The sequence below is a fragment of the Streptomyces sp. 378 genome, from assembly GCF_030124145.1.
Taxonomy (GTDB): Bacteria; Actinomycetota; Actinomycetes; order Streptomycetales; family Streptomycetaceae; genus Streptomyces.
In genome coordinates this window covers 160,005-178,450 of sequence record NZ_JASKMS010000008.1, presented here as the reverse complement: position 1 = coordinate 178,450, position 18,446 = coordinate 160,005, and the positions used below count along the sequence as shown (strand labels likewise).

General features: G+C 73.1%; 16 protein-coding genes. 11 read left to right on the top strand and 5 right to left on the bottom strand.

Annotated features, from left to right (window positions below; genetic code table 11):
- The first annotated feature begins 43 nt into the window (after positions 1–43).
- From QNO09_RS14150 to QNO09_RS14120, 7 genes are all read left to right on the top strand, one after another.
- On the top strand, positions 44–1,210 hold the full coding sequence (locus tag QNO09_RS14150; RefSeq protein ID WP_283970509.1) for a hypothetical protein: 1,167 nt from the start codon (positions 44–46) through the stop codon (positions 1,208–1,210).
- Positions 1,207–2,313: an effector-associated domain 2-containing protein gene (locus tag QNO09_RS14145; RefSeq protein WP_283970508.1), complete on the top strand. Its 1,107-nt coding sequence runs from the start codon at positions 1,207–1,209 to the stop codon at positions 2,311–2,313. Before QNO09_RS14150 ends, QNO09_RS14145 begins: the two co-directional genes overlap by 4 nt.
- A gap of 104 nt (positions 2,314–2,417) precedes the next feature.
- Positions 2,418–2,645 carry a hypothetical protein gene (locus tag QNO09_RS14140; protein WP_283970507.1) on the top strand — a complete coding sequence of 76 codons (228 nt, stop codon included), beginning with the start codon at positions 2,418–2,420 and terminating at the stop codon, positions 2,643–2,645.
- A gap of 117 nt (positions 2,646–2,762) precedes the next feature.
- Positions 2,763–4,412 carry an aKG-HExxH-type peptide beta-hydroxylase gene (locus QNO09_RS14135; RefSeq protein WP_283970506.1) on the top strand — a complete coding sequence of 550 codons (1,650 nt, stop codon included), beginning with the start codon at positions 2,763–2,765 and terminating at the stop codon, positions 4,410–4,412.
- 119 nt (positions 4,413–4,531) lie between these two features.
- The gene (locus QNO09_RS14130; protein ID WP_283970505.1) at positions 4,532–5,755 is read left to right on the top strand and encodes an arginine deiminase; all 1,224 of its coding nucleotides are present in this window, start codon (positions 4,532–4,534) and stop codon (positions 5,753–5,755) included.
- A gap of 87 nt (positions 5,756–5,842) precedes the next feature.
- Positions 5,843–6,850, top strand: a complete 1,008-nt coding sequence (argF, locus tag QNO09_RS14125; RefSeq protein ID WP_283970504.1) for an ornithine carbamoyltransferase — start codon at positions 5,843–5,845, stop codon at positions 6,848–6,850.
- A 103-nt stretch (positions 6,851–6,953) separates the two neighbouring features.
- Positions 6,954–8,390 (top strand): amino acid permease, encoded by a 1,437-nt coding sequence (locus QNO09_RS14120; protein WP_283970503.1) that lies wholly within the window; start codon positions 6,954–6,956, stop codon positions 8,388–8,390.
- On the opposite strand, the gene QNO09_RS14115 is transcribed toward QNO09_RS14120, so the two are convergent.
- Positions 8,347–8,802 carry an ATP-binding protein gene (locus QNO09_RS14115; protein WP_283970502.1) on the bottom strand — a complete coding sequence of 152 codons (456 nt, stop codon included), beginning with the start codon at positions 8,800–8,802 and terminating at the stop codon, positions 8,347–8,349. The two genes, QNO09_RS14120 and QNO09_RS14115, sit on opposite strands and share 44 nt — an antisense overlap.
- 320 nt (positions 8,803–9,122) lie before the next feature.
- Here QNO09_RS14115 and QNO09_RS14110 point away from each other — a divergent pair, with 320 nt between their 5' ends.
- The 4 genes from QNO09_RS14110 (at position 9,123) to QNO09_RS14095 (ending at position 14,615) form a co-directional block, all read left to right on the top strand.
- Positions 9,123–9,950 (top strand): enoyl-CoA hydratase family protein, encoded by an 828-nt coding sequence (locus QNO09_RS14110; RefSeq protein WP_283970501.1) that lies wholly within the window; start codon positions 9,123–9,125, stop codon positions 9,948–9,950.
- Positions 9,935–12,337 (top strand): bifunctional salicylyl-CoA 5-hydroxylase/oxidoreductase, encoded by a 2,403-nt coding sequence (locus QNO09_RS14105; RefSeq protein ID WP_283970500.1) that lies wholly within the window; start codon positions 9,935–9,937, stop codon positions 12,335–12,337. The genes QNO09_RS14110 and QNO09_RS14105 overlap by 16 nt, the downstream gene beginning before the upstream one ends.
- Before the next feature lie 10 nt (positions 12,338–12,347).
- Positions 12,348–13,298, top strand: a complete 951-nt coding sequence (locus QNO09_RS14100; RefSeq protein ID WP_283970499.1) for an RNA polymerase sigma-70 factor — start codon at positions 12,348–12,350, stop codon at positions 13,296–13,298.
- Between the two features lie 114 nt (positions 13,299–13,412).
- Entirely contained in the window at positions 13,413–14,615 is a 1,203-nt protein-coding gene (locus tag QNO09_RS14095; RefSeq protein ID WP_283970498.1) for an NAD(P)/FAD-dependent oxidoreductase, read from the top strand.
- Positions 14,616–14,636: 21 nt separating this feature from the next.
- On the opposite strand, the gene QNO09_RS14090 is transcribed toward QNO09_RS14095, so the two are convergent.
- From QNO09_RS14090 to QNO09_RS14075, 4 genes are all read right to left on the bottom strand, one after another.
- Positions 14,637–15,719, bottom strand: coding sequence for an ABC transporter ATP-binding protein (locus tag QNO09_RS14090; protein ID WP_283970497.1), 1,083 nt, complete (start codon positions 15,717–15,719; stop codon positions 14,637–14,639).
- A complete protein-coding gene (gene modB / locus QNO09_RS14085; protein WP_283970496.1) occupies positions 15,716–16,567 on the bottom strand; it encodes a molybdate ABC transporter permease subunit in 852 nt (283 codons plus the stop codon). The genes QNO09_RS14090 and modB overlap by 4 nt, the downstream gene beginning before the upstream one ends.
- Positions 16,564–17,385, bottom strand: a complete 822-nt coding sequence (gene modA, locus QNO09_RS14080; protein WP_283970495.1) for a molybdate ABC transporter substrate-binding protein — start codon at positions 17,383–17,385, stop codon at positions 16,564–16,566. The genes modB and modA overlap by 4 nt, the downstream gene beginning before the upstream one ends.
- 129 nt (positions 17,386–17,514) lie before the next feature.
- Positions 17,515–18,306, bottom strand: coding sequence for a YhjD/YihY/BrkB family envelope integrity protein (locus QNO09_RS14075; RefSeq protein WP_283970494.1), 792 nt, complete (start codon positions 18,304–18,306; stop codon positions 17,515–17,517).
- Positions 18,307–18,446: the final 140 nt, after the last annotated feature.

Below are 18,446 nucleotides of genomic sequence, written 5' to 3'. Positions count from 1 at the left end.
TCGGCAGTCGTACACAACACTGCACCGGAGTCACGGGGGGCACATGGCGACGGTCGTCTTCATCCATGGAACAGGGGTGCGCGAACCAGGCTTCTCGAAGCTTGCGGGGCGCGTGGCGGCCGGACTGACCGCCCTGCGCGGGGAACTCCGCATCGTGCCGTACTACTGGGGCGACACGCACGGCGCCACGCTCGCGGCCGGTGGCGCCAGTCTTCCCGCCGCGCCGGGCGGCACGTCCCGGGGCCCGGCCGGACCGGATCCCGAGGAGGAGACGGCCGCCGTCTGGGCCGCCCTCTACACCGACCCGTACGCGGAACTCGCCCTCGCGGCGGCCGGCGCTCCGCGGGCCGCCGAGCGAGCACCCGGATCCCTGCCCCCTGACCAGGCGATACGCGCACGGCTTGCGGACCTCGCGACTCGGGGGGACCACCCCGCGGTGGAGTGGGGGCCCGGCCTCACCCGCGCCGCCTCCGACCTCGCCGCCCACTCCCTGCTCGCACCGGCCGCGGCTGCCCTCACCCCCGACGACCTCGCGCACCTCGTCGCCCGCAGCCTGACCGCCCGGATGATCGCCGACGCCCTGGACTCGGACGCCCCCCTCGTACCGGTCGGCGACAGCCGCGACACCGTCGCCGAACGACTGGCCGTGGCACTCGGTGCAACGCCCCGGGGCACCGAACGCGGGATGCGCTCCCTGGTGCTGCGGGTGGCGGGCCCGATGGCATCCCGTGCCGTCCTGCGCCGCCGACGCGCCCTCACCGAGGCCGCTCATCCGGCCGCGGCCGACATCCTGCGCTACCTCAGCCGGGGCGAGGCGGTCCGCGCCGACCTGCGCGAGGTGGTCAAGGGGCTGGAACCGCCGGTCACCGTCGTCGGCCACAGCCTGGGCGGCGTCATCGCCCTGGACACCCTGATCTCCACCCCGCTGCCCCAGGTCCGGCTCCTGGTGACGGCGGGCTCCCAGGGGCCCTTCCTCTACGAGTCCGGATCGCTGCCCTCCCTCGAACACCCGTCGCCGCTCCCGCCGCACCTGCCCGACTGGCTGAACCTCTACGACCCGCGCGACCTGCTCTCCTACCTCGGCGCGGGCCTCTTCCCGGGCCGCGTCACGGACGTGCGGGTGGACAGCCGCCAGCCCTTCCCGGCCTCCCACAGCGCCTACTGGACCAACCCCGAGGTGTACCGGCACATCGTGGACCGGCTGCCGTGAACCCCGCCCGTGTGCACGCCCTGATCGTCGGCATCGAGCGCTACGACGCCGGGCCCGGCTGGGACCTGCCCGGCCCGGCCCGCGACGCGGTCGCCTTCCACCGGCTGCTGCGCGAGGCCGGGGTACCGGAGGAGCGACTGCGGCTCCACCTCGCCCCCCTGGCGTCCTACGCCCCCGGCGTCGCCCATCGGCCCGCCGACCACGCCACCCTGCGCCGTGTCCTCGTCCGGGAACTGCCCGTGGAGCAGGGCGACGTCCTGTGGGTCTGGTGGGGCGGGCACGGAGTGCTCGACCGGGCCGGCCGTCTGCGGTTGTTCTGCTCCGACGCCAGCACCGCCGACAAGCTGGGCATCGACCTGGACAGCGCGCTCGACCGGTTCGCCGGGGACGCCGTACCGGCCTTCGGCGAGCAGCTGTGGATCGTGGACGCCTGCGAGACCTTCGAGGAAGACCTCGCCTTCCGGGAACCACTGCCGCCGGACGCCCTGCCGGTGGGGTGGCGCAACCACGCCCACCGGCAGACGCTGCTGCAGGCCGCCGGGCGCGGGCGGACCGCCGCCAACGACCCGGAGCGCGGGACGGGTCTGTTCTCCGAGATCCTGCTCGGGCTACTGGCCGACCGGGCCGCCGTCCTTCCCGCACCACCCGATCCGGAGGGACTGTTTCCGGCCGTGCGGGCACGTATCGCGGCCCTCAGGGAAGCGGGACGTACTCTGCAGTATCCGGAGATTCGGCTGCGCGGCCCGGAACGCACCGAGATCGTGGCGCCGGCGGAGCGGGGCCCCGAGGACCGGCCGGTCCCACCGCTGCAGCGGGCCGTGAACGCTCTCCTCGCCTACCCCTTGATGCAGGACCCCACCGAACGGCAGGCACTCATCGCCTCGTTGGACCCCCGTGTCACAGCGACGCTGGCCCGCCACAGCAAGGCGCGCACCGATGTCGTCAGCATCCTCACCGGTGTGGCCCGGCGTCGGCCGGAGGTGCTGTGGGAGCTGTTCGACGCCGTGGTCTCCCTCGACGACACACCGGAACTGAAGGGCGAACTGGGCGCGGCACTGACCGAGTTCGCGGCGTCGGCGCGACGCCCGAGCGATCGGAAATGATCGGGTGGCGTGATCGTACGGTTTTCGACCCGGGCAGGAATGGCCATGATGGAAATGAACGGGCACGGGGCATCGCGTGCCACCGTGCGAGAAGGGGGAGCATCTTGGACCAGCAGCCCGCTCTGTGCCACGCCGAAGTCGCCGTCCGCGAGCCGGCCGCGGCTGCTGGTACCGCCGTGTGGGAGTCGGATCTCGCCGACCTGACGGAGCTGCCCCTGACCGAGGTGGACGGTCTCGCCCCACTTGCTCCCTCCGCCCGTCTCCTCGGTGAGGTCCTGCGGGCACGCGCCGGCATCAGAGGGGGCAGCGAGGGGAGCGCCCGGGCCGAATAGGTCTCCAGCCCCCGGCAGGCGGCCCGCCCGTGGCCTCGACACTGTGCCGGGGCCCACGCCCGCACCCGCGACCGGAGGTCCCGCATGCCCAGCGAGCCGCGCCACGCTCCGTTCCGCATGCCCGAGCGCATCCTGGCGGAACTGGCGGCGGGGGGCGGCTCCGCGGAGGCCGTCGCCTTCCTCGAACGCGCCGAGCGGGCGCGGCGACTGCTGCTCCTGCGGACCCTGCTGGACCGGCTCGACGCGCTGAGCACGCCGTTGAGCTCCGCCGCCGAGGCCTGGGGCGTTCTGAAAGAGGCCGCCGCGGCGGCGCCCGGCCCGGTCGACCGGCTGCTGCTCGCCCCGGCCACGGGCGGCTGGATCGCCCACCTCCTGCGCCGGCTGCACGGCACCGCGTCGGGCCCGCCGCTGTGGGCCGAGGCCGGGCATCTGTGCGCCCTGGCCGTCGCCGCGTCCCTGCGCGCCGGTACGCGGGCGGACCTCCGGGTGCCCCTCACCGACGGAACGCTGCCGCTGCCGGGCCTGGGCCTGGCCCGACTCGCGGCGGCGAAGCAGGGGCTGACGGTCGGCCGGGCCCGCACCGGGGAGGGCGAGCTGCTGCTGTCCGGGCCCGGCCGCGCGGGCGTCCCCGTGGCCGCCACGGTCCGCCCGGCGACACGGCCGCTGTCGGCACCGTCGGCGGAAACCCCCGCCTGGCTGCCGCTGCGCACCCTCACCCATCGCACCCCCGACGGCCCGGTCGGCATCCCCCTCGAAGACCTGGACCCCTACCGCGACTTGGACGATCCCCTCCCGCCCGCACGGCTCGACCTCGACGAAGCCCGGACCTGGCAGCGGCTGTTCGAGGAGGCCGCGGCGCTGCTCGCCGTGCCGGGCGGCGACGGGCCCGGCCGGTTCGACGTCCGCGAGATCCGGGCCGTGGTGCCCTGGGGGCGTACCACCACGCTGCCCCCCGCGCCGCCCACCGTGTCGGTGTCCGCCTCCAGCGGTGACTCCTTCGGGGCCATGGTGATCGCCCGCCCGTCGTGCGGCACGGCGCTCGCCGAGACGCTGGTGCACGAGTTCCAGCACAGCAAGCTGGCCGCCCTGCTGCACCTCTTCCCGCTGCTCGACGACGACCGCAGGGAGCGCTACTACGCCCCATGGCGTCCGGACCCGCGCCATCTCACCGGGCTGCTGCACGGGGCGTACGCGTTCACCGGCGTCGCCGGGTTCTGGCGGGACCGCCTGGCCGCGGCGCGGGACGCCCGGGCGGCCGACCTGGCCGGCTACCACTTCGCGCTGCGCCGCCTGCAGAGCCGGCTGGTCGTGCGCACGCTGCTGGTGGAGAGCCGTCTCACCGCGCAGGGCCGGGTCCTCGTGACGGGGCTCGCCCGCACCCTCGACGGCTGGCTGCGCGAACCGGTCCCGTCCGCCGCCCTCGGCCGCGCCCGCACCGCCGCCGCCCTGCACCGCACCGAATGGCGTCTGCGCAACGTCGTGCCCGCCCGGGCCGCCGGGCCGGCGGAGCTCCGCTTCCGCCGCGACCGGACCTCCTGGCCGGATGTGCGCACCCACGCCTTCGCCACCCGCCCCGCCGTCCCGCGCACCGCCGACGAGCACCTCGCCGCCGGGGACGCGGAGGCCGCGCTCGCCCGGTACGCCGGCGTCCTGGCCGACGCCCCGGCCGAACCGCACGCGCTCGCGGGCTGGATCGTCGCCCGGACGATCCTCGAACCGGGGCGGGCCGCCCGCCGGACGCTGGCGCGGCCGGAGGAACTGCTGTAGCCGTCGCCGCGCGTGTGAGCCCGGCCCTGTCGCCTCCGCCACCGGCGCGAGGGGAACCGGTGGTCACGGAAACGGCCGAGGAGCGCGTCAATACACCCTCCGGTGGTCAGGATGGAGGCATGGCATACCACGTCCACTCCGAGGCCGGGCGGCTGCGCCGCGTCATCCTGCACCGGCCCGATCTCGAGCTCAAAAGGCTCACCCCCAGCAACAAGACCTCGCTGCTCTTCGACGACGTGCTGTGGGTGCGCAGGGCCCGCGCCGAGCACGACGGGTTCGCCGACGTGCTGCGCGACCGGGGCGTCGCCGTCCACCTCTTCGGTGACCTGCTGGCCGAGACACTCGAGGTTCCGGCGGCCAGATCCCTCGTCCTGGACCGGGTCTTCGACGAGAAGGAGTACGGCCCGCTGGCCACCGACCCGCTGCGAGCCGCCTTCGAGAACATGCCCGGGCGGGACCTGGCCGAGGTCCTGATCGGCGGCATGACCAAACGCGAGTTCCTCGACGCGCACCCGGAGCCGACCTCCGTGCGCTTCCACGTCATGGAACTGGACGACTTCCTGCTGGGCCCGCTGCCCAACCACCTGTTCACCCGCGACACCTCCGCCTGGATCTACGACGGCGTGTCCATCAACGCCATGCGCTGGCCCGCCCGGCAGCGCGAGACCGTGCACTTCGAGGCGATCTACCGGCACCACCCGCTCTTCCGGGACGAGTCGTTCCGGGTGTGGTCGGAGGGGCAGGCCGACTATCCGTCCACCATCGAGGGCGGTGACGTGCTGGTCATCGGCAACGGGGCGGTGCTCATCGGCATGAGCGAGCGGACCACCCCGCAGGCCGTGGAGATGCTCGCGCACAAGCTGTTCGCCGCCGGGTCCGCCGAGACGATCGTGGCCCTCGACATGCCCAAACGGCGTGCCTTCATGCACCTCGACACCGTGATGACGATGGTCGACGGCGACACCTTCACCCAGTACGCGGGCCTCGGCATGCTCCGCTCGTACACCATCGAACCGGGCGTCGGCGAGAAGGAACTGAAGGTCACCGACCATCCGCCGGAGCACATGCACCGGGCGATCGCCGCCGCTCTCGGCCTGAACGAGATCCGTGTGCTGACCGCCACCCAGGACGTGCACGCGGCCGAACGCGAGCAGTGGGACGACGGCTGCAACGTCCTGGCCGTCGAACCCGGCGTCGTGGTCGCCTACGAGCGGAACGCCACCACCAACACCCACCTGCGCAAACAGGGCATCGAGGTGATAGAGATCCCGGGCAGCGAGCTGGGCCGGGGCAGGGGCGGGCCGCGGTGCATGAGCTGCCCGGTCGAACGGGAGCCCGTGTAGGCGGCCCACGGGAGGTCTCCGTATAGACATGCTGAGCTTCGTATAGTATTCCAGACGTCTGTGTCCCCGTATCCCTGGAGCGCCCCCATGGCGACTGTCCCGACCGCCCTCGCCGGCCGCCACCTCCTCAAAGAGCTGGACTTCACCGCGGAGGAGTTCCGTGCTCTGGTCGAGCTGGCCGCCGAACTGAAGGCCGCCAAGAAGGCCGGGACCGAGACCCAGTACCTCAGGGGCCGTAACATCGCGCTGATCTTCGAGAAGACGTCCACCCGCACCCGCTGCGCGTTCGAGGTCGCGGCCGCCGATCAGGGCGCCTCGACCACGTACCTCGACCCCTCCGGCTCCCAGATCGGGCACAAGGAGTCGGTCAAGGACACCGCGCGGGTGCTGGGCCGGATGTACGACGCGATCGAGTACCGGGGCGACAGTCAGCGCAAGGTGGAGGAGCTGGCCGCGCACGCCGGTGTCCCCGTCTACAACGGGCTCACCGACGACTGGCACCCCACCCAGATGCTCGCCGACGTGCTGACCATGACCGAGCACTGCGCCAAGCCGCTGACCGGGGTCGCCTTCGCCTACCTGGGCGACGCCCGCTTCAACATGGGCAACTCCTACCTGGTCACCGGCGCCCTGCTCGGCATGGACGTACGGCTCGTCGCGCCGAAGGAGTACTGGCCGGCCCAGGAGGTCGTCGACCGGGCCCGAGCGCTCGCCGGGGCCAGCGGTGCCCGCATCACGCTCACCGAGACCGTGGACGAGGGCGTCCGGGGCGCCGACTTCGTCGCCACGGACGTCTGGGTCTCCATGGGCGAGCCGAAGGAGGTCTGGGCCGAGCGCGTCACCGCCCTCGCCCCCTACGCCGTGACCATGGACGTGCTGCGCGCCACCGGCAACCCGGACGTGCGGTTCCTGCACTGCCTCCCCGCCTTCCACGATCTCGGCACCAAGGTCGGCCAGGAGGTCCACGCGGCGCACGGCCTGGAGTACCTGGAGGTCTCCGACGAGGTCTTCGAGTCGGCCCACTCGGTCGTCTTCGACGAGGCGGAGAACCGGATGCACACCATCAAGGCGGTCTTGGTGGCAACCCTCGCCTGAACAGGCCTTATGCTGACCGGCGGCCCGGAACCACCCCTTCTCCGCGGCCGCCGCGCGACGAACCCGTCGCACTGCCGCACCACCAGAAACGAGCACCACCCGCATGCCCGCTCCCCGGATCAAGCCCCCCGCCCTTCTCGTGGCGGAATCCGGCGCCGACCGTGAAGGCCACGGCCTCAAGCGCACGATGGGCCTCTTCCAGCTCATCTGCTTCGGCGTCGGCGCGATCGTCGGCACCGGCATCTTCGTCGGCCTGTCCGACTCGGTCGCCCAGGCCGGCCCGGCCGTCGTCGTCTCCTTCCTGCTCGCCGCGATCACCTGCGTCTTCACCGCGTTCGCCTTCGCCGAGCTGGGCGGCGCGATCCCCGTCTCCGGCTCCTCGTACTCCTTCGCCTACGCCGGTCTCGGCGAGGGCACGGCCTTCCTCGTCGGCTGGTGCCTGCTGCTGGAGTACGGCGTGTCGGTGTCCGCGGTGGCGGTCGGCTGGAGCCAGTACGTCAACGAGCTCCTCGAGAGCGTCACCGGAGTGCACCTGCCCGCGGCCCTGTCGGCCGGACCCGGCGACGGCGGCGCGGTGAACCTCCCGGCCGTGATCGTCATCGCGATGGCCGCCGTGCTGCTGGTCCGCGGAGTGCGCGAGAGCGCCCGGGCCACCGCCGCGATGGCCGTGCTGAAGCTCGCCGTCCTGGTCGCCTTCATCGCGATCGGCTTCACCGCCTTCGAGGACGGCAACCTCACCCCGTTCTCGCCGACGGGCCTGGCCGGCATCGGCGCGGGCACCACCGCCGCCTTCTTCTCGTACATCGGCTTCGACGCGATCACCACCGCAGGGGAGGAGGCGAAGAACCCGCGCCGGGACATCCCCGTGGCGATCCTCGTCTGCATCGGCCTGGTGACACTGCTCTACTGCGCGGTCGCGCTCGCCGCGATCGGCGCCATCGGCGGTGACGCGGTCGGCGGCCGTCCCGCGGCACTCTCCTACGTCGTCAACCAGGTCACCGGCTCCACCGCCGGAGGCGCGGTGATCGCCTTCGGCGCGGTCGTGGCCATCGCCTCGGTCGTGCTCGCCGTGATGTACGGCCAGACCCGGATCCTGATGTCCATGTCCCGCGACGGGCTCATCCCGAGCGTCTTCGAGAAGGTGTCGCCGAGGACCTCCACGCCGGTCGCCGGCACGCTGATCGTGGCCGTCGTCTTCGCGCTCCCCGCGGCTTTCGCACCGCTGGACGCGGTGGTCAACCTGTGCACCATCGGCACCCTCGCGACCATGGCCGTCGTCAACATCGCGGTCATCGCGCTGCGCCGTCGCGAACCCGGCCTCGCCCGCAGCTTCCGGGTGCCGCTGTACCCCGTGACCCCGCTGCTCGGCGTCGGCTGCTGCCTGTACCTGATGTACGAGACGGGCGCGACGACCTGGCTCCAGTTCGCGGCGTTCCTCGTGGCCGGGGTCGCCCTGTACCTGCTCTACGGCCGGCGCAACTCCCGGCTCGCCTGGGTCACGCCGGCGGACGCCGCTGAGCCGGCAGTGCGGACAGCCTGAACCAGACCGCCTTGCCGGACTCGGTCGGCCGGTGCCCGCAGGAGGAGCTCAGGGCGCGGATCAGCAGCAGTCCGCGCCCGTGCTCCTGCCAGGGGTCGGGCGGGCCGCCGGCCGGACGGGTGAGGTCGCCGGGCGGGGCCGGGTCGGTGTCGTGCACCTCGACCTGGCAACCCGACGGCATCAGCTCCACGACCAGCTCTATCGGTGTCTCGCCGGTGGTGTGCTCCACGGCATTGGCCACCAGCTCCGCCGTGAGCAGCTCAGCGGTGTCGCAGTCCGCCGCGTGCTCCAGCTCGGCCAGCGCCGTACGGACCAGGGCGCGCGCCACGGGCACCGCCGCCGCGGTGTGCGGCAGCGCGATGCGCCAGGAGGCGGGGGCTGAGGGGAGTTCGTGCACGTCGGGTCCGTTCATGGAGCAGGACGTCCTGCTTTCAACCTTAGGTATGGTACGGCGCCGGTCTTCGGAGGAGTCCGAGGGGCACCGGCGGAGGCGCCGTTGCCTCCTTGCCGACGGCTTACCCAGGTGAACGCGGTGCCGCGCACACCTGATCCCGCCGTTACGCCGGTGTGGACGATCTGTGACGGATGTGACCGGACCGGGTCGCATCCGATCCCCCACCGAACTCCTACCCGGACGGTCTATCGCGCACTCATGACGACAGTCACGGATGGGTGATAGCTTCGTGGGGTAGAGCTCAGTGAGGCAGTGCCCGCCCGAGGAGGCCGCACGTCATGAGTCCCTTCACCGGCTCCGCCGCCCGCACCGCCGGCTGGGAGCATCTGCGCGTCGACATCGCCGACGGCGTCGCGACCGTCACCCTGGCCCGTCCCGAGAAGCTCAACGCGCTCACCTTCGGCGCCTACGCCGACCTGCGCGACCTGCTCGCGGAGCTGTCCCGGGAGCGGTCCGTACGGGCCCTGGTGCTGGCCGGGGAGGGCCGCGGCTTCTGCTCCGGCGGCGACGTCGACGAGATCATCGGCGCGACCCTCGGCATGGACACCGCCCAGCTCCTCGACTTCAACCGGATGACCGGCCAGGTGGTCCGCGCGATCCGCGAGTGCCCGTTCCCCGTGATCGCGTCGCTGCACGGCGTGGCCGCGGGGGCCGGAGCGGTCCTCGCCCTGGCCGCGGACTTCCGCGTCGCCGACCCCACCGCCCGCTTCGCCTTCCTCTTCACCCGTGTCGGGCTCTCCGGCGGCGACATGGGCGCGGCCTACCTCCTGCCCCGGGTCGTCGGCCTGGGGCACGCGACCCGCCTGCTGATGCTGGGCGACCCGGTCCGGGCCCTGGAGGCCGAGCGCATCGGCCTGATCAGCGAACTGACGGAGGAGGGCCGGGCGGACGAGACGTCCCACCGGCTGGCCCACCGCCTCGCGTCCGGCCCGGCCCTGGCCCACGCCCAGACGAAGGCGCTGCTCACGTCCGAACTGGACATGCCCCTGGCGGCCTCCATCGAACTGGACGCCTCGACCCAGGCCCTCCTGATGACGGGAGAGGACTACGCGGAATTCCACGCGGCCTTCACGGAGAAGCGCCCCCCGAAATGGAGCGGACGGTGACCGCGACTCCCTCAGCGGCGCGGGGCCGTGCTGAATATGCGGCTACCGCCGCGCGGGCGCGACAAGCCACCACGCACCCGCAGCCGCACCACAACACCGGCCACCCCCTACGCGTCGCGATCATCGGCGGCGGCCCGGGAGGGCTCTACGCCGCCGCCCTCCTCAAACGCCTCGACCCCGCACGGGAGATCACCGTCTGGGAACGCAACGCCCCCGACGACACCTTCGGCTTCGGCGTGGTCCTCTCCGACGAGACCCTCGGCGGCATAGAACACGCCGACCCCCAGGTCTACGACGCCCTCCAGCGGCACTTCACCCGCTGGGACGACATCGACATCGTCCACCGCGGCGCACGCCACACCTCCGGCGGCCACGGGTTCGCCGCCCTGGGCCGCAAGCGACTGCTGGACATCCTCCACACCCGCTGCCGCGAACTCGGCGTCGACCTCCGCTTTCGCACCGGGGCCCCGGCGGACCTCCCGCACACCCACGACCTGGTCATCGCCGCGGACGGCGTCCACAGCGCCACCCGCGAGACCTACGCCGACACCTTCCGGCCCCGGGTGACGGCCCACCGCTGCCGCTACATCTGGCTCGCCGCCGACTTCCCCTTCGACTCCTTCCGCTTCGAGATCGCCGAGACCGAACACGGCGTGATGCAACTCCACGGCTACCCCTACGCGCCCGACGCCTCCACGGTGATCATCGAGATGCGCGAAGAGGTCTGGCACGCGGCCGGCTTCGACGAACTCGACGAAGCCGAGTCGATCGGGCGGTGCGCCAAGATCTTCGCGGAAGCCCTCCGCGGCCGCCCCCTGACATCGAACAACTCCACGTGGACGACGTTCCGCACGGTCGTCAACGACCGCTGGTCGCACGGCAACGTCGTCCTCCTCGGAGACGCCGCGCACACCGCCCACTTCTCCATCGGCTCCGGCACCAAGCTCGCCGTCGAGGACGCGCTGGCCCTGGCCGCCTGCCTGGAGGAGCGCGACACGCTGCCCGAGGCCCTGGCCGCGTACGAGGCCGAGCGGCGACCCGTCGTCGCCTCCACACAGCGCGCGGCCCGGGCCAGCCTGGAGTGGTTCGAGAACCTCGGCCTGTACCTGGACCAGCCGCCCCGCGAGTTCGCCTTCAACCTGCTCACCCGCAGCCGCCGCGTCACGCACGACAATCTGCGGCTGCGCGACGCGCGTTTCACGCAGACGGTGGAGCGCGAGTTCGGCTGCCCGCCCGGCACACCCCCGATGTTCACACCGTTCCGGCTGCGCGGCCTGACCCTGCGCAACCGGGTCGTCGTCTCGCCGATGGACATGTACTCGGCCGTCGACGGCGTCCCCGGCGACTTCCACCTCGTCCACCTCGGCGCGCGGGCGCTGGGCGGGGCGGGGCTGGTGATGACCGAGATGGTGTGCGTCAGCGAGCAGGGCCGGATCACGCCCGGCTGCGCCGGTCTCTACACCGGCCGCCAGGCCGAGGCCTGGAAGCGGATCACGAACTTCGTCCACGACCGGGCCCCCGGCACGGCGATCGGCGTGCAGCTCGGCCACAGCGGCCGCAAGGGCTCCACGAAGCTGATGTGGGAGGGCATGGACGAGCCGCTGGCGGAGGGGAACTGGCCGCTGGTGGCCCCCTCGGCACTCCCGTACAAGGAGGCCGGCCAGACGCCGCGTGAGCTGTCCCGCGCCCAACTCACGGACATCCGCGAGCAGTTCGCGGCAGCGGCCGTCCGCGCCGCGCGGGCCGGCTTCGACCTGCTCGAACTGCACTGCGCCCACGGCTATCTCCTGTCCGGCTTCCTCTCCCCGCTGACCAACCGGCGCACCGACGCCTACGGCGGCTCCCTGGAGAAACGGCTCCGCTTCCCGCTGGAGGTCTTCGACGCCGTACGCGCCGTGTGGCCGGGGGAGCGGCCCATGACCGTCCGCATCTCCGCCACCGACTGGGCCGAGGGCGGGACGACCGCCGAGGACGCCGTCGAGATCGCCCGGGCCTTCGCCGCGCACGGGGCCGACGCGATCGACGTGTCGACGGGCCAGGTCGTCGCGGACGAGCGGCCGGAGTTCGGGCGGTCGTACCAGACGCCGTTCGCGGACCGGATCCGCCACACCACGGGCGTCCCGGTGATCGCGGTCGGCGCCATCTCCTCCTGGGACGACGTCAACTCCCTGATCCTCGCGGGCCGCACCGACCTCTGCGCGCTCGCCCGCCCTCACCTCTACGACCCCCACTGGACCCTGCACGCGGCGGCCGAGCAGGGGTACACGGGCCCGGGCGCCGTCTGGCCGGCCCCGTACCGTGCGGGCAGCCGCCGCCCCCGGACGGGCCGTCTGGACGCCCCCAAACCGCGCCTGAGTCTGGGAGGCGGCGACACCCGGGCGCGTTAGGATCCGGGGCATGGCCCTGACCATGGACGACGTGGACCGGTTCGAGGCCTTCAGGCCGCGCCTGGAGGCGGTGGCCTACCGGCTGCTCGGCTCGGCGAGCGAGGCCGAGGACGCCGTGCAGGAGACCTTCCTGCGCTGGCAGGGCGCCGACACCGACCGCATCGACGTCCCCGAGGCGTGGCTGACGAAGGTCCTCACCAACCTGTGCCTCAACCAGCTCGCCTCGGCCCGGGCGCGGCGCGAGACCTATGTGGGCGAGTGGCTGCCCGAGCCGCTGCTCGCCGGGGACCCCATGCTCGGGCCCGCGGACACCGCCGAGCAGCGTGAATCGGTCTCGTACGCGATGCTCGTCCTGCTGGAACGGCTCTCCCCGAACGAGCGCGCGGTGTACGTGTTGCGAGAGGCCTTCGACTATCCGCACCGGGAGATCGCCGACATCCTCGACCTCACCGAGGCCGCCAGCCAGCAGATCCTCCACCGCGCGAAGAAGCACCTCGCGCAGGGGAGGGCCCGCACCCGCACCGAGATCGACGCCGCCGCCGCGCGCCGGATCATCGACGAGTTCCTCGCGGCCGCCAAGAGCGGGCGGACCGAACCGCTGGTGCGGCTGCTCACCCAGGACGCCGTCGCGATCGGCGACGGCGGCGGGAAGGTCCCGGCCCGCGCCAGGGCGTTCGAGGGCGCGCTCGCGGTCGCGACGTTCATGCGCGGCCTGTTCAAGCCGGGCAAGGCCAAGCGCGACCTGGTCGGCGGCTCTCCCTCGGTCTACCCGTCGACCGCCAACGGCGACCCGGCCCTGGTGGTGGTCCTCGACGGACGGGTCATCGGCGTCATGTGCCTGGAGATCGCCGACGACGGCATCGCCGCGTTCCGCAACCAGGTCAACCCCGACAAGCTCGAACGCGCGACCCGGCGATGGGCCGCCGACGACCACGGCGATCCCCTGCTCACGGTCTTCTGACCCGACCGACCATGATGTGACGTGCTTCACATCGTCTTCCTGTCAGGGAATGGCGGGCCATCCGGTTCAAGAGGTGAATCCGCGCCAGACAGCCGTCATGACAGGAGCCACGCCATGCAGCACCGCATCGTCGTCCTCGGAGCCGGCTACACCGGAGCCACCGCCGCCGGGCGCCTCGCCAAGCGGCTGCACCGTGAAGACGTCGCCATCACCGTCGTCAACGCCGAGCCCGACTTCGTCGAGCGGGTCCGGATGCACCAGCTCGCGCTCGGCCAGGACCTCACGCCCCGGCCGTTCAGCGAGATGTTCCACGGCACCGGCGTCACCCTGAAGCAGGGGAAGGTCACCGCCGTCGACGTCGACCGCAGGACCGTCACCGTCCACGCCGACCAGGGCGCGCGGGACGAGGAGCTGCGGTACGACACCCTCGTCTACGCCCTCGGCAGTGGCTGGAACGCCCAGGGCGTGCCCGGCGCCGCCGAGCACGCCCACGAGATCGCCGGCCGTCCCGGAGCGCTCCGGCTGCGCGAGCGGCTGGCCGGCCTGGCCGCCGGGGAACCCGTGGTCGTGGTCGGCGGCGGTCTCACCGGGCTGGAGGCGGTGACCGAGATCGCCGAGTCCCGCCCGGACCTCGACGTCGCCCTGGTCGCCCGAGGCGGCCTCGGCGACTGGCTCTCGGCCAAGGGCGCCCGGCACCTGCGCGAGGTCTTCGGCCGGCTCGGCATCACCGTCCACGAGCACACGGCCGTCACCGCCGTCGAAGCCGATCACATCGCCATCGGCGACGGGGCGGACATCCCGGCCGTGGTCACCGTGTGGACCACCGGCTTCGCCGTCCACCCCATCGCCCGGGCCACCACCCTGGAGGTCACCGGCACCGGCCGGATCGTCGTCGACCGGACCATGCGCTCGGTGTCCCACCCGGACGTGTACGCCATCGGCGACGCGGCTTCGGCGAGGGGCCCCGCGGACAAGCCGCTGCGGATGTCGTGCGCCTCGGGCGTCCCCACCGCCTGGCAGGCCGCCGACGCCATCGCGGCCCGGCTGACCGGCGGGAAGGTCCCGACCGTGCCCGTGCGCTACTTCAACCAGTGCATCTCGCTGGGCCGCGGGGACGGCCTGATCCAGTACGTCACCGCCGACGACCGTGCCGTGCCGGCGGCCCTGACCGGCCGGCTCGCCGCGCTCTACAAGGAGATCATCTGCAAGGGCGCGGCCTGGGGCGTCGCCCACCCGACGCTCCTTCCGGTGCGGCGCCGGCGCGTCGTGCGGGAGGCCGTCGCCCCGGAGGGCGCGCCGGTCGGGACGGCGGCCTGAGCCGTGCGGACGCCGGACGCCTCAGACCGGGTAGGCGTGGGTCTGCGTTGCCTTCACCGTGGCCCAGACCCGCGCGCCCGGGTGCAGGCCGAGCTCGGCGGCGGCGACCGTGGTGAGGTCGGCGGCGAGGGGGAGTTCACCGGTGAGGTCGGCACGGATCTGGTCGCCGTGGGTCTCCAGACCGGCCACCTCGCAGCGCCACAGGTTGCGGGCGCTGGAGCCGGTCGGCCGGTCGCGGTGGAGGGTCACCGCGCCGGGCGGGAACGCCACGAAGACCGGGCCCGACAGGACCTCCGAGGTGGTGACGGGCGGGCCGCCGGCGAGACGGACGGTGTGGCCGTCCGCCTCGCCCCGGTAGAGGTTCAGGCCGACCAGCCGCGCGATGTAGTCCGTACGGGGATGGCGGGCGATGTCGGCCGGGGTGCCCTCCTGGACGACCCGGCCGTGCTCCACGACCACCAGACGATCGGCCAGCACCATGGCGTCGAGCGGATCGTGGGTGACCAGCACGGCCACCGCCTCGAAGTCGGCCAGGTGGCGCCGGAGCCGGGCGCGGACCTCCAGGCGGGTGCGGGCGTCCAGGGCCGCCAGGGGCTCGTCGAGGAGCAGCAGCCGGGGCCGGGTCGCCAGGGCGCGGGCGAGGGCGACGCGCTGTGCCTGGCCGCCCGAGAGCCTGCGCGGCTTGGCGCCGGTGTGCGCCGCGAGGCCCATGCGGTCCAGCCACTCGGCGGCCCGCGCACGGGCCTCGGCCTTGGTGGCGCCCTGGCAGCGGGGACCGAAGGCCACGTTGTCGAGGGCCGTGAGGTGGGGGAAGAGCAGGTAGTCCTGGAAGACGACGCCGACGGGGCGGGCCTCCGGCGGGGTGCGGTCCAGCTCGGTGCCCTCCAGCCGCAGATGCCCGCCGGTCAGCGGAGTCAGACCGGCCAGGGCGCGCAGCGCGGTGGTCTTGCCGGCGCCGTTCGGGCCGAGCAGGGCGACGACCTCACCCGGCGCGACGGTCAGCGGCACGTCGAGACGGAAGCCGCCGCGGTCCACGACGAGGCGGGCGTCCAGCCCTTCGGTCGGGGCGCCGGTGTGCGCGTCCTGCGCGGGGGGCCGCGTCATCCCGCACGCATCCAGCGGTCGCGCAACCCCGCGAGGACCGCGATCGACACCGCCAGCAGCACCAGGCTGAGGGCGATGGCGGCCTCGGGGTCGCTCTGCAGCGCCAGGTACACGGCCAGCGGCATGGTCTGGGTGCGGCCGGGGAAGTTGCCGGCGAAGGTGATCGTCGCGCCGAACTCGCCGAGCGCCCGTGCCCAGGCCAGGACCGCGCCCGCCGCGATGCCCGGCGCGATGAGCGGCAGCGTGACCCGGCGGAACGCGGTGAAGCGGGACGCGCCCAGGGTGGCGGCCGCCTCCTCGTAGCGGGGGTCGGCGGCCCGCAGGGTGCCCTCGACGCTGATGACGAGGAACGGCATGGCCACGAACGCCTCCGCGAGCACGACCCCGGCGGTGGTGAAGGGCAGCGTGATCCCGAACCACGAGTCGAGCCACCGCCCGACGATGCCGTTGCGGCCGAGCGCCGTCAGCAGCGCCACACCGCCGACGACCGGAGGCAGGACCAGGGGCAGGGTGACGAGAGCGCGTACGAGGCCGCGACCGGGGAAGTCGACGCGGGCCAGCAGCCAGGCCAGCGGCACGCCGACGACCAGGCTCACCGCGGTGGCCGCCGAGGCGCACAGCAGGGACAGCCTGAGGGCCTGCCACACCTCCGGGCTGGTCAGCTGCCCGGGCAGGCTGTGCCACGGGGTCCGCACGAGCAGGGCGATCAGCGGCACGATCAGGAACGCCAGGCCGGCCAGCGCGGGGAGCAGCAGGGGCAGCGGGACGCCCGTCCGGACCCGACGGCGCCGCGGACCGCCCCGCGGACCGTCAGTCGCGACATGAGGCTTGCCGGCCGGGGATGTCACGGCTTGAGGAACCCGGCCGCGCCCAGGACCTCCTGGCCCTCGGCGGAGCGCACCAGCGCGATGAACGCCTTGGCGGCCCCGGCGTTCCGGGCGTCCTTGAGCAGGGCGATCGGGTAGTCGTTGACGGCGTCGGCGGACTCGGGGAACTGCACGCCCTCCACCTTGTCACCCGCCGCGCGCACATCCGTCTGGTAGACGACGGCCGCGTCGGCCTCCTTCAGCTCGACCTTGGTCAGCGCGGCCTTGACGTCCTGCTCGTACGACACGGGCGTGAGCGTGAGCCCGCGGGCGTCGAGGGCCTGCTGCGCGGCGGCGCCGCACGGCACCGCCTTGTCGCACAGAACGACCTTCAGGCCGCCCCGGGTGAGGTCTTCGAGGGAGGCGATCCTGTGCGGGTTGCCGGGCAGGGTGGCGATCTCCAACTGGTTGCGGACGAAGGTCACGGGCGGGGCCGAGGCGTCTTCGGCATCCGTGACGATCTTCATCGTCCTGGGGCTGGCCGAGGCGAAGACGTCCGCCGGGGCGCCGCCGGTGATGCTCGCGGCGAGGGAGTCGCTGCCGCCGAAGCTGAAGGTGACCTTCGTGCCGGGGTGCTCCTTCTCGAACCGCTCGCCCAGCGTCGTGAAGCTCTCCTTCAGCGAGGCCGCGGCGAAGACGGTCACCTCACCTGAGACCCCACCCGAGACCCCGCCCGACCCGGACGGCCCGGCCGAGGGATCAGAGCCGGAGGAACAGGCGCTCAGCGCCAGCAGTGCGGCGGCTCCCCCCGCGGCCACCTGGAGCGGGCGGCGGGTCCGGTGCGCGGTACGGGTCCTCACGGGTCTGCTCCTCTGCTGGGCCTGCGTCGATGATAATGCCGCAGATGCCAGGGGAAACCCCTCTGTGGATTCGCATGAGCCGGGAAGAGAATTATTGAGGGTGGCATGTGCGTTCGCACGGAAGGGGCACTAGCCGTCGCGTCGCCCGTACCCGTGGCGATTCAGCACCCAGCGGCCGAGGAGCGCCCCGCCGTAGAAGACGTAACCCACGCCGATGAGCCAGGACTCCACGACGAGGACGACGCCGACCGCTCCGTAGTTGATGGCGTTGGTGACGATGAGGGGGGTGAAGACGAAGTAGGAGAACATGCGCAGGCCGATCAGCCCCGCCATGGTGGCCACCGCTCCGGGCAGCAGATCGCTCCAGCGGATCTGCCCGCCCAGCAGGAAGCGCTGCCCCCACCAGAAGAACAGCACGCCGGACGCGGAGCTCAGCGCGATCCGCTCCGGCCCCGAGGTGAGGCTGCGCGTCTGCACCTCCTGGTACAGGTACGCGGTCATCGCGATCAGCCACACCGCCTGGCGCCAGACGCGATGCCACGGGCCCGAGGGCAGTCCCCAGATCCGCTCGTAGCCGTTCTGCACACTCCCGCTGAACGCGATACCGAAGACGGCGAGCGCGACCCCGCCGAGCACGCTCGTGGTGCCGATGACCTGGCGCGGCGGACTGATGATCTCCGTGAGCACCCGCTCGGACCGCCCGGACAGCCCCATGCCGTCGGCCAGCCACGAGGCGAATCCGCCCCGGCCCAGGGGGTCGGCGGCGGCGACCACGATCAGCAGCGGCGCCAGGGTGACCAGCGCGAGCGTGGCGAAGCCCATGGCCCGGTGCAGCAACTCCACGTCGCGGCCCTGCCGGATGAGGGTGTGCGCACCGGCCCGCCTCCACCTGCCGTGCACCGAGCGCCCCCACCGCCTCATGAGAACCGGTCCGCGCGGACGCCTGTCGTCCTCGGTGGTGTGGTGACGGTCATCCCTGGCCCGCCTCCCGGTGCGCGCTCCGTCCAGTCGCGGACACTGATTGACCGTTCCACGGCGGAGCAAACGCGGCAAACCGGGCG